This is a genomic window from Plastoroseomonas hellenica (genome assembly GCF_018129085.1).
Lineage (GTDB): Bacteria > Pseudomonadota > Alphaproteobacteria > Acetobacterales > Acetobacteraceae > Plastoroseomonas > Plastoroseomonas hellenica.
Genome location: NZ_JAAGBB010000002.1, coordinates 128,867 through 139,730, shown reverse-complemented (window position 1 = coordinate 139,730; position 10,864 = coordinate 128,867). Strand labels below are relative to the sequence as shown.

The 10,864-nt window shown below is 70.4% G+C and carries 12 protein-coding genes; 2 read left to right on the top strand and 10 right to left on the bottom strand.

Annotated features, from left to right (window positions below; all coding sequences use genetic code 11):
* On the bottom strand, positions 1 to 777 hold the full coding sequence (locus tag GXW71_RS02295) for an enoyl-CoA hydratase (protein WP_211850771.1): 777 nt from the start codon (positions 775 to 777) through the stop codon (positions 1 to 3).
* A gap of 20 nt (positions 778 to 797) precedes the next feature.
* Positions 798 to 1,988: a flavin-dependent oxidoreductase gene (locus GXW71_RS02290; RefSeq protein ID WP_211850770.1), complete on the bottom strand. Its 1,191-nt coding sequence runs from the start codon at positions 1,986 to 1,988 to the stop codon at positions 798 to 800.
* A gap of 83 nt (positions 1,989 to 2,071) precedes the next feature.
* Here GXW71_RS02290 and GXW71_RS02285 point away from each other — a divergent pair, with 83 nt between their 5' ends.
* Positions 2,072 to 2,467 carry a RidA family protein gene (locus GXW71_RS02285; protein WP_211850769.1) on the top strand — a complete coding sequence of 132 codons (396 nt, stop codon included), beginning with the start codon at positions 2,072 to 2,074 and terminating at the stop codon, positions 2,465 to 2,467.
* Here GXW71_RS02285 and GXW71_RS02280 read toward each other — a convergent pair.
* Complete coding sequence (locus GXW71_RS02280) at positions 2,454 to 2,633, bottom strand: hypothetical protein (RefSeq protein ID WP_211850768.1); 180 nt, start codon at positions 2,631 to 2,633, stop codon at positions 2,454 to 2,456. The genes GXW71_RS02285 and GXW71_RS02280 overlap by 14 nt on opposite strands.
* Positions 2,634 to 2,824: 191 nt before the next feature.
* On the opposite strand from GXW71_RS02280, the gene GXW71_RS02275 reads away from it, so the two are divergent.
* Positions 2,825 to 3,814, top strand: a complete 990-nt coding sequence (locus GXW71_RS02275) for an MBL fold metallo-hydrolase (protein ID WP_211850767.1) — start codon at positions 2,825 to 2,827, stop codon at positions 3,812 to 3,814.
* A gap of 229 nt (positions 3,815 to 4,043) precedes the next feature.
* On the opposite strand, the gene GXW71_RS02270 is transcribed toward GXW71_RS02275, so the two are convergent.
* From GXW71_RS02270 to GXW71_RS02240, 7 genes are all read right to left on the bottom strand, one after another.
* The gene (locus GXW71_RS02270) at positions 4,044 to 4,955 is read right to left on the bottom strand and encodes a LysR family transcriptional regulator (RefSeq protein ID WP_211850766.1); all 912 of its coding nucleotides are present in this window, start codon (positions 4,953 to 4,955) and stop codon (positions 4,044 to 4,046) included.
* Between the two features lie 182 nt (positions 4,956 to 5,137).
* Positions 5,138 to 6,169 carry a carbon-nitrogen hydrolase family protein gene (locus tag GXW71_RS02265; protein WP_211850765.1) on the bottom strand — a complete coding sequence of 344 codons (1,032 nt, stop codon included), beginning with the start codon at positions 6,167 to 6,169 and terminating at the stop codon, positions 5,138 to 5,140.
* A gap of 5 nt (positions 6,170 to 6,174) precedes the next feature.
* The gene (locus GXW71_RS02260; protein WP_211850764.1) at positions 6,175 to 7,431 is read right to left on the bottom strand and encodes an ABC transporter substrate-binding protein; all 1,257 of its coding nucleotides are present in this window, start codon (positions 7,429 to 7,431) and stop codon (positions 6,175 to 6,177) included.
* A 23-nt stretch (positions 7,432 to 7,454) separates the two neighbouring features.
* Positions 7,455 to 8,171 (bottom strand): ABC transporter ATP-binding protein, encoded by a 717-nt coding sequence (locus GXW71_RS02255; RefSeq protein WP_211850763.1) that lies wholly within the window; start codon positions 8,169 to 8,171, stop codon positions 7,455 to 7,457.
* Positions 8,168 to 8,914, bottom strand: coding sequence for an ABC transporter ATP-binding protein (locus GXW71_RS02250; RefSeq protein ID WP_211850762.1), 747 nt, complete (start codon positions 8,912 to 8,914; stop codon positions 8,168 to 8,170). The genes GXW71_RS02255 and GXW71_RS02250 overlap by 4 nt, the downstream gene beginning before the upstream one ends.
* Positions 8,911 to 9,879, bottom strand: coding sequence for a branched-chain amino acid ABC transporter permease (locus GXW71_RS02245; protein WP_211850761.1), 969 nt, complete (start codon positions 9,877 to 9,879; stop codon positions 8,911 to 8,913). The genes GXW71_RS02250 and GXW71_RS02245 overlap by 4 nt, the downstream gene beginning before the upstream one ends.
* The gene (locus GXW71_RS02240) at positions 9,876 to 10,736 is read right to left on the bottom strand and encodes a branched-chain amino acid ABC transporter permease (RefSeq protein WP_211850760.1); all 861 of its coding nucleotides are present in this window, start codon (positions 10,734 to 10,736) and stop codon (positions 9,876 to 9,878) included. Before GXW71_RS02240 ends, GXW71_RS02245 begins: the two co-directional genes overlap by 4 nt.
* Between the last annotated feature and the right edge of the window lie 128 nt (positions 10,737 to 10,864).

Genomic DNA, 10,864 nt, shown 5'->3' with positions numbered 1-10,864 from the left:
TTACCCTTTCCGCGCCGCGAGATGCTCAAGGAAGCCGCCCATCATCCGGCGCGGCTCCTCGCTCTCCCAGCTCCGCGCGAAGGCGCGGATGCCGGCGGCGACCGCGTCCTTCACCGGCAGATCCTCCCATTCGCGGATCAGCGCCTTCTGGTTGCGGATCGCGCGCGACCCGGCAGCGAGGATTTTTCCGATCCATTCCTCGACCGCGGCATCGAGCGCTGCAGCCGGCACCACACGTTCCAGAAACCCCCATTCCGCGATCTCGGCGGCGTCGATCGTCTCGCCGAGCAGCAGCAGGCGCCTTGTGCGGCCCCAGCCGATCAGCCCGGGCAGCAAGGCCGCCTCGACGACCGAGGGGATGCCGACCAGCACCTCCGGCATACCGAAGCGCGCGGCCTCGCTCGCGATGCGCAGGTCGCAGGCGGCAGCCGCCTCCAGCCCCGCGCCCAGGCAGAAACCCTCGATGCGCGCGATCACCGGCACCGGCAGCGCGCGCATCGCGTCGCAGACGCCGTGCACCAGGCGGATGAAGGCTTCGCCCTCCGCCGGCGTCTCCACCGCCGCCATCTCGCGGATGTCGGCGCCGCCGATGAAGGCGCGATCCCCTGCCCCGGTCAGCACCGCGCAGCGCAAATCCTCGCGTTCGCGGAGCGCCGCCATGGCGCCGATCACCTCGCGCATCAACGCTGCGTTCAGCGTGTTGAGCTTCGCCCGGTGGTCGAGCGTCAGATAAGCGACGCCCCGCGCATCCACGCGCACCTCGAAACTGCCGGCCATTGGAACTGTCTCTCTCCCCCTCAACGCGTGATCCGCGCATAGCCCCCGGCGATCGCCGCAAGCTCCTCCCGCGCGATCACATCCTCGATCCGCGCGAAGCCGTTCGGCGCACGCTCGCTCACCACATCCACGATGCGCTCCGGCCCGCCACGGCGGTTGCTGCGTACGATCTCGGCCGTCTTCGGCAGCCGCTCGGCCTCGTAAGCGGCCAAGGCCGCCGCTGCATCGCCCCCCGCCAGCAGCGCTGCCAGGCAGCGCGCATCCAGCACCGCCTGGGACGCGCCGTTCGATCCCACCGGGTACATCGGATGCGCGGCATCGCCGAGCAGCGTCACGCGCCCCACGGTCCAGAAAGGCAGCGGGTCGCGGTCGCACATCGGGTATTCGAAGAATTCCGGCGTCGCGCGCACCAGCGCCTCGACATCGATCATCGGCATGGCGAAGCGCCGCGCATGCGGCAGCAGCTCCTCGAGGCTGCCGCGCCGCGACCAGTCCTCCCGCCGCGGCGGCGGCTGCGTCGCGTCGCCCTGGCGGACGCAGACCACCCAATTGGTCAGCCGCATCCCCGGCGCCGCGCCGGCGCCGATCGGGTAGAGCACCAGCTTCTCGCTCATGTCGCCGGCGACCACCATGCAGTCGCCGCCCTCGAATGCTGGCCAGTCCACCGCGCCACGCCACATCTGGATGCCGTTCCAGCTTATGCCGCCATCCGCCGGATGCAGGATCGCCCGCACCCGCGAATGGATGCCGTCGGCCCCGACCAGCACATCGCCCCGGAGCTGCGGGCCATCCGCGAGCGTCACCGTCACGCCGGCGTCGTCCTGGGTGAAACCCTCCACCCGCGCCCCGGTGCGCACCAGGCCGACCCGCTCCTCCACCGCGCGCCACAGCACGCCGTGCAGCCTTCCGCGATGGATCGAGAATTGCGGCGCGGGATGCCCGGCATATTCGCCCCGGGCCTCCCGCCAGATCTCCTGTCCGAAGCGGTTGAGGTAGCGCAGCTCCCGCGTTCGCACCGCCGCCGCATCCAACGCCGGCAGCAGCCCGAGCGCCGCCAGCTCCGCGATCGCATGCGGCAGGGTGTTGATGCCGACCCCGAGCTCCCGCACCTGTTCCGCCGCTTCCAGCACGGTGCAGCCGATGCCACGCTCCCGCAGCGACAGGGCCAGTGTCAGCCCGCCCACGCCCCCGCCCGCGATCAGCACATGCATCCCCGGCACCCTCCCCGAGCCACTGGCGCCTATCCTAACCGCCCCGTTGCAGGACGACAGGTCCCGCGCCCATCATGCGGCCCATGGCACTCACTCCGATCCAGCCACCGCTCTGGCCCGAGCCGCATGGCTATGCCCATGGCTTGGCCGGCGCCGGCCGCGTCGCTGTCATGAGCGGCCAGGTCGGCGCCGACGAGCATGGCCGCTTCGCGGAGGGCTTCACCGCCCAGACGCTGCAGGCACTGCGCAACATCGTCACCCTGGTCCGGGAAGCCGGCGGCACGCCCGAGCACATTGCCCGCCTGACCTGGTACGTGACCGACCTCGATCTCTACCGCGCCGCGCTCCGCGAGCTCGGCCCCGCCTGGCGCAGCGTGATGGGACGGCACTATCCGGCGATCACCATCGTCAGCGTCGCTGCCCTGCTGGAGCCCGCGGCGCTGCTGGAGATCGAGGCCACGGCGATCATCCCGGGCTGAGCTCCGCGTCCTGCTTCGATGCGGACCGCGCGGCGCAGCGCGCGTCCGCGACTTTCTTCGCCAGGCAGGCCGCCGCGAGGGCGCCGCCCGCCGTCACCACGCCCGCCATGAAGGCGCCGCCAAGCGCCCCGCACAGCAGGACGCGCCCGATCCTGAACCCGATCATATGCAGACCTCCGAACGGCACTCACGCCGGTCACGAATGCTGCATCGCCGCGCACCGCAATGGCGCGCAAAGTTGCGCGAGTGATAGCCTCCACAACCGTACCAAAATATCTGGCGAACAGATCCGCGCCTGCAGGCGATTTCCGCCCCACGGCGATCTGCTCGCGAGGCCAATGACCAGGAGGAAACCCGATGCCCACCCTCTCCCGTCGTGCATTGCTCGGCGCCGGCGCCGCCGCGCTCGTCGTGCCGCACATCACCGCCGAGGCCTTCGCCGCGGCCCCGATGCGCAACGAAGCCGCCCCCGCCTGGTACCGCTTCCGCCACGGCGGCTACGAGATGACCGTCGTCTCCGACGGCCCGCTGCCGATCCGCCCGGCGAGCTCAGGCTTCATCGGCGTGTCGCAGGCCGAGATGGAAGGCCTGCTCACCGCCAATTTCCTGCCGACCGACCACCTGCCGCTCGAACAGAACGTGCTGATCGTCAATACCGGCCGCCAGCTCGTGCTCTTCGACACCGGCATGGGCGAGAGCATGGGCGCCGCCAGCCAGATGTTCGGCCCGACCACCGGCCGACTGCTGGCCAATATGCGCGCCGCCGGCATCGAGCCCGGCCAGATCGACCTCGTCGCCCTCACCCATGCCCATTGCGACCATTGCTGGGCGCTGGTCGACGCCAATGGCAACCGCAACTTCCCGAACGCCCAGGTCGCGCTCAGCGAAGCCGATCTCCGCTTCTGGACCGACGACGCCAACAAGCGCGGCCCGGAATTCATGACCGCCTTCATCGACGGCGCGAAGAAGAACCTCAACGCCTATCGCGACCGCATGGTGATGGCCCGCGACGGCCAGGACATCGCGCCCGGCATCCGCGCCATTGCCATCCCCGGCCATACCATCGGCCACACCGCCTATGCGATCAGCGAAGGCGGCCGCACGATCGTCAACACGGGCGACCTCTCCCATCATCACGTCCTGCTGCTGCAGCGGCCGAACTGGAAATTCGCCTTCGACAGTGACCCCGACCAGGCCGCACGGACCCGCGTCCGCATGCTCGACATGCTGGCGACCGACCGCCACCAGGTCGTGTCCTACCACTTCCCCTGGCCCGGCCGCGGCAACGTGGTGAAGGCCGGCGACGGCTACGCCTGGATCCCGGCACCGATCGCGAACGTGCTGTAGGGGTGCGCCGTCCCGGAGAGGGCTCTGCCCTCTCCGGACCTCACCCGGCAGGAGCCTAGGGCCCCTGCACCCCGGTCATTTTTAGCGCCCTGATTGCCAAGAGGGCCGCCCCGCTTCGGGGGCGGCCCTCTTGGCAATCAGGGCACCAAGTGAAGCAGGTCCAGGAGCATCTATGCTCCTGGTGGGGTGGGTCCGGGAGGGGCAAAGCCCATCCCGGGACTGCGCCCCCTCAGGCCGCCGGCCAGCGCGGGCGCAGGAGGTTCGTCGCGTCGGCACGGACTGCGGCTTCGATATGCGCGGCGACGGCGCGGACGCGCGGCATCTCCGCCAGCTCCTCATGCACCGAGAGCCAGATCGGGCGCTCGGTCTGGAGCTGGTCGGCCAGCACGGGCACCAGCCGCGCATCGCGGGCGCCGGCAAAGCTCGGCAGCAGCACCAGCCCGGCCCCGCAGGCCGCCGCCGTCTGCTGGGCGAACATGGAGGAGGAGCGGAAGACCACGTTCGGCTCCGGCACTACGTCCAGCAGCCAGTGCACCTCCGGGATCTGCACCAGGTCCTCGACGTAATCGACGAAGTCATGGGCCGCGAGGGCGGCTGCGTCCGCGGGCGTGCCGCGCGCCGCCAGGTAGGCGGGAGCGGCATAGAGGAACAACGCGAAGGCGCCGATCTGGCGGATCGACAGCTTCGGCCCCCGCGGCGGCACGAAGGAGAGGCTGATATCCGCCTCCCGCTTCGTCAGGTTGATGAGAGCGGCGGAGGTCACGAGTTCGACCAGCAACGCCGGATGCCGGGCGCGGAGGCCGGGCAGCAGGCGGGACAGATACTGGCTCGCGATCCCTTCCATGGTCGCGACCCGGACGCGGCCGGCCAGGCGTTCGGGCCGGAGGTCGCCGGCCTCCTCCGCGAGCTGCTGCATGCCCTCGGCCTGCGGCAGCAGCCGGCGGCCGGCATCGGTCAGCGCGAAGCCGCCATCGGTGCGGTCGAAGAGCTTGGTGTCGAATTGCCGCTCCAGCTCGGAGACGCGGCGGCTGACCGTCGCGCTGTCGACGCGCAGCCGCCGCGCGGCGGGGGCGAGGCGCCCCTGCCGCGCGAGCTCCAGGAAGAAGCGTAGATTGTCCCAGTCGAAGCCGCGCACCGCCATGCGCGGCAGTGTGTAGCGTCGGAGCCTGCTTTAGAATGGTGCGGCGGTGGGCTGGCGAAGGATTTTTCGTCCCTGGTGCGCTGGCCGACGCAGCCGATGCTGGTTGCATCGGTGAGGAGGCCGGCGTGCCAGGGGCGGAAAAGATCCGCCAGAACGCCCCGCAGCCATTCTAAAGCAGGCTCCTAGGCGACGTCCTGCCAGTCGGGATCGGGGGGCGCCTGGCGCGGCCGGGCATCCCCGAAGCCGGCCGCCTGCAGGGCCGTGCGGTTGACCTGGAGCTGGAACACATCGGGGCGCTGGTAGTAGCCGACCACGTCGTGGAACTGCTTCGGCTCCACGCAGTCGCGGAGGTCGATGGTCGCCAGTAGGATGCCTTCCTCCCGCTGCGACTGGCCGATCTGGCGGCCATCCGGCCCGATCACCAGCGACACCGCACGCGGGGTGCCGGCGACGACCCGCTCGGCCTCCGGCCCGAGCGTCGCGAGGTGGCGCATCGCGGCCTCGTCCAGCACGTTGGAGGCAACGACGACGAAGCACTTGGCTTCGAAGGCATGCGCCGCGCAGCGCACCCGGATCGCTTCCTCGATGTCGTAGGCATGGGTCTCGCCGGGCGGGCGGGTCGGCCAGATCGCCGGGAAGGACGCAAAATGCAGCTCCTCCCCCTGCGCCATCAGGGCATAGCGGGCGAGCGGGTTGGTGTTCTCCCCGCAGATCAGCATGCCGACGCGGCCGAATTCGGTCTGGCTGACGCGGAGCCCCGCGCCATCGCCCGGCGCCCAGACCAGCTTCTCCCAATAGGTCGGCACCAGCTTGCGGTGATGGTTCAGCAGCGCGCCGTCCGGGCCGATCAGCAGGTTGCTGTTCCAGAGGCAGCCGACCGAGACCTCGGTCGATTCCGAGATACCAAGCGAGACCAGCACCCGATGCCGCCGCGCCGCCTGCCGGATGCGCGCGACCTGCGGCCCGTCCACGCGCACGCTCGCCGCGGCAAAGGCACGGAAGAAGTCATGGGTGCGGATCGGCGGCGCCAGCGACGCCCAGGCGGGGAAGCCTGGCATGAAGCTTTCCGGGAAGACCACGGCCTGCGCACCGGCGGCAGCGGCTTCCGCGATCAGGGCAACGGCCTTGTCAGCCGTGGCATCGGCGTCGAGCCAGACCGGCGCCGCATGGACCGCGGCGACCGTGACCGGCCGCGGCGTGACGGATGGGGTCATGGGGATCACAGCGCCTGGGTGCTGAAGTCGAAGCGCGGCGGCAGGGCGGTGGCCAGCGTCTCCTTCGCGACCTTCTGCACTGGCTTCAGCTCATTCCCTGTGACCCGGCTGATATAGGTGTCGACCATGCCGCTGTGGTCCTGCTTGCGGAGTGTCTTGGCGCCCTGCGGGTGCGCCAGGCTGTTCGGCATCTCCATCCCCTCCAGCGCGGCGACCAGCGCCGGGTCGTCGCGCTTGGTGCGCCAGCCCGAGGCCTCGACCGCGGCCTTCAGCAGGAACATGTTCTCCCAGGCCTGCCAGGCGTGGCTCTTGGCATAGACGCGGCGGCTGTTCGCCTCCCGCGCATGGACGCCATCCACCTCCATCAGCCGCAGGTGCTCGCGATGGAATTCGTCGTCCTTGGCGGCCAGCGAGCGCGGGAAATTCTCGACCACCGTGACGCCTTCCGCCGCACCGTCCATGTCCTCGGGCGCGATCGCCTCGATGGTGCCGGAGACGCTGTACATCTTCATCGTGCGCTCAAGGCCCATGGACTTGGCCTGGGTGTAGAAGGCGACCGACTGGGCGCCGAAGAAGACGCTGAACAGCACCTCGGTGTCCTGGGGGATGCGGGTCAGGTAGGGCAGCAGGTCGCGGGCGTCGAGCGGCACCGCGATCGGGTCATGCACCTTGCCGCCGAGCCGCTCGATGACCGCCTTGTGCTCCTGATGGTGGCTGTGGCCCCAGGCATAGTCGGGGAAGATCATCGTCCAGGTCTTGCCGAGATTGGCGAAGGCCCAGGGCGCCGCGGCGCCGGCCAGGGAATAGGTGTCGGAGCCGGTGCGGAAGGCCCAGCGCGATCCGCGCGAACCCGTCGCCTCCGTCGCCTCGCCGGTCGAGAAGTAGACCGTCTTCAGCTCGGTCGCGATCGGGATCGAAGCCAGCATCACGCCCGAATGCACCGAGCCCTGGATGAAGGCGGCGCGATTGCGCTGGACCAGGCTGCGCAGCTTGCGCGCGCCCGTCGCCGGGTTGCTCTCGCTATCCTCGGTGACGAGGTCGAGTCGCCGCCCGGCGATGCCGCCGCCATCATTGATCAGCTTGGCGGCCGCCTTGGCCGCCTTGTCATGCCAATAGCCCCAGGAGGAGAATCCGCCGGTCAACTCGATCTGGTGCCCGATCACGATCGGGCCGGAGGCCTGCGCATAGAGATCGCGCGTGATGAAGACCGAGGCGGCGCCGCCGGCCAGCGCGGTCTGCAGGAAACTGCGACGGTTCGTCATCGGAGCCTGTCCTTTCATGGGATTCACGTGGGGATGCCGACGCCGAGCAGCCGGTGCACGAGATCGGCATCGGCGCGGAGCGTGCCGGGTGGGCCGGCGAAGGCGGTGCGGCCGCGTTCCATCACCACGACATGATCGGCGATGGCGAGTGCGGCCTTGAGGTTCTGCTCCACCAGCAGCACGGCGATGCCGCTCGCCGCGATCTCCGCGATGAAGCGCCGGATCTCGGCGACCAGGCGCGGCATGATGCCCTCGGTCGGCTCGTCGAGGATCAGCAGCTTCGGCTGGGTCATGAGTGCCCGGGCGATGGCGAGCATCTGCTGCTCGCCCCCGGACATGGTGCCGGCCTTCTGCGCCAGGCGTTCCCGGAGCCGCGGGAAGCGGCTCAGTAAGCCTTCTTCCACCGTCGGGTCGGGTGCGCCGCGCAGGCCAAGGCGCATGTTCTCCCGCACCGTCAGCAGCGGGAAGATGCCGCGCCCCTGCGGCACATAGCCGATGCCGAGCGCGGGACGGCGATACGCCGCGAGGCGGGTGATATCCTGCCCGGCGAAGCCGATCCGGCCATCGGTCGCGGCAACGGTGCCCATGACCGTGCGGAGCGTCGTCGTCTTGCCGACGCCGTTGCGGCCGAGCAGCGCCACCACCGCGCGCGCCGGAACGCTGAGCGAGACGTCCGAGAGCACGGGGACGCGGCCGAGGCGCGCGGCGATCGAGCGGACTTCCAGCAGGGGGGCGCTCATGCCGCGTCCTCCTCGCCGAGATAGGCTTCGCGCACCTGAGGGTTCCGGGCGATGGCGGCGGGTGGGCCGTCGGCCAGCACGCGGCCTTCGGCCAGCACGATGACGCGGTCGGCCAGGCCGAAGACCACATCCATATCGTGCTCCACGATCAGCACGTCGGTGGTCGCACTGACGGCGCGGATGCGGGCCACGGTGCGTTCGGTCTCGGCGGGGGACATGCCGCAGACCGGCTCGTCCAGCAGCAGCAGGGCGGGGCGGGTCGCCAGCGCCATCGCGATCTCGAGCAGCGCGACATCGCCATAGGCGAGGCTCCCGGCCTCCCGCGCGGCGAGCGGCAGCAGGCCCATCGCGTCCAGCGCCTCCTCCGCGGCCGCGCGGGTCACGCGGTCGCGGGAGGCACGGCGGAAGGGATCGAGCGGCCGGTGGCGCTGCCGCGCCGCGATCCAGGCATTGTCGAGCACGGTGAGGCCGGCGAAGACCTGCTTGATCTGGAGCGTGCGCGCCATGCCGAGCCGGGCGCGCCGATGCGCTGATAGCCCAGTGATGTCCTGGCCGCGGAAGCGGATGCGGCCGGCACTGACCGGCAGCAGGCCGGACATGAGGTTGAACAGCGTGGTCTTGCCGGCACCGTTCGGCCCGATCAGCGCGGTGATGCCCGAGCCCACCGTCAGGGTCACGCCATCGACCGCGCGTAGCCCCCCGAAGACGCGCGAGACACCGTCGAGTTCCAGCACCGCGCTCATCGCCCGGTCACCCGCGCCAGCAGGGCGTTCCAGCCGCCGGCGATGCCCTTGGGCGCGAAGACCACGACGGCGATCGTCAGCGCGCCGACGATCAGCGGGTAATGTTCCCAGATGCCGGAGAGCTCCTCTCGCACCAGGATCAGCAGCGCGGCGCCGATCGGCGGCCCGAGCAGCGTCCCGGCGCCGCCGAGCACGGTCCAGACCACCGCCTCGCCGGAGACCGTGTAGTACATATGCGTCGCCGAGGCGTAGCGCCCGTAAAGCGCGAACAGCGCACCGGCGAGCCCCGCGAGCCCGCCCGCGATGACGAAGGCGATCCAGCGCACCCGCAGCACGTCGATGCCGAGCAGCGCCGCCTTGCGCTCCCCCTCGCGCACCGCGGCGAAGGCGCGGCCGAGCGCGCTCGACCGCAGCCGGGCCTGGACCGCGAAGGCGAGTGCGACGATCAGCAGCACGAACCAGTACTGCGTCGCGTCGTCGGTGAGCGAGAGGCGCAGCCCGCCCAGGTCCATGATCGCCGGTGCCGCGAAGGACAGCCCGTCATCGCCGCCGGTGATCGGCTTCAGCCGCAGCGCGAGGAAGTAGAAGATCAGCGAGAAGACGACGGTGATGATGGCGAAGTAGTGCCAGGTAAGCCTGACAGCCACGACACCCGCGCAGGCCGCCATGACGATCGCCGCCGCGACGCCGAGCCCCATGGCGGGCCAGAGCCCGAGGCCGAAGCGGTCGATCCCGATCGCGACGCCGTACATGCCGAAGCCGAAATAGAGCGCCTGGCCGAAGGAGAGCAGGCCGACCTGCCCGAACAGCAGATTGGCCGAGGCGGCAAACAGGCCCCAGATCAGGATTTCCGTGAGGACCGTGAGCCAGAACTCGCTCTCCATCCAGGCGAGCAGCCAGGGCGCGACCATCAGCAGCGCCAGCAGCAGCGCGGTCAGGCCGCGATTGACGGCAAGCGCGCTCATGCGCGGGCCCCCGCGAAGAGGCCGTGCGGCCGGAGGAAGAGGACGGCGCACATCAGGCAGAGGCTGACGATGCGGGCGGCACTCGGGTCCAGGAAGGCGCTGACCACGCCTTCGGTCACCGCGAGCAGCACCGCGGCGGCAGCGGTGCCCGGCAGGTTGCCGAGGCCGCCCACCACGACGGCCATGAAGCAGGTCGGCAGGATCTCGATCCCCGCGCGGAAATCGACCGTGGTGATCGGGGCCGCGATGACGCCGCCGAGCAGCGCCAGGCCAGCGCCGATGCTGAAGGTGAGCAATTGCACGCGGGCCACGGGGATACCGAGCGTCGTCGCCGTCTCCCGGTCATGCCGGACGGCGCGCATCCAGGTGCCGAAGCGGGTGCGCTGCTGGAAGGCGAAGAAGGCGAGCAGCGCCAGCGCCGCCGCACCCGCCGCGACCAGGCGATAGACGTCGTATTGCACATCGCCGGGCAAGGTGATGGTGCCGCCCACCGGTGCGACCAGCCGCCGCGGCGTGGCGCCGAAGGTGGCGCGCACGCCTTCCTGCATCAGGATGCCGAGGCCATGGGTGGAGACGACGGTCAGCACGATGGTCGACAGCACCGGGCGGATCGCGATGCGTTCGGTCAGCGCGCCCAGCAGCAGGCCGAGGATCGGCACCAGCACCAGCGCCACGGCGAAGCTGCCGGTCGCGTCCACCGCCACCCAGGCGAGCACGGTGCCGACCATGAAGAAGTCGCCATGGGCGACGTTGATGACGTCGAGGAGCCCGAAGATCACTGAAAGGCCGAGCGCGATGAGCGCGACGATCAGTCCCCAGGCGAGCCCGTTGAGGGCCAATGTTGTGATTTCTGCCATTTCTCTCCGGTCCAACGAGCCGACCGGCGTTTCCCTGCCCTGCGGAGCTTAGGGGATCGGCCGCATGGCCTGACAGGGGGCAGAGCTGCAATGCGCTTTGCATGCCTGCGGATAGCCCGGCCGGCGCG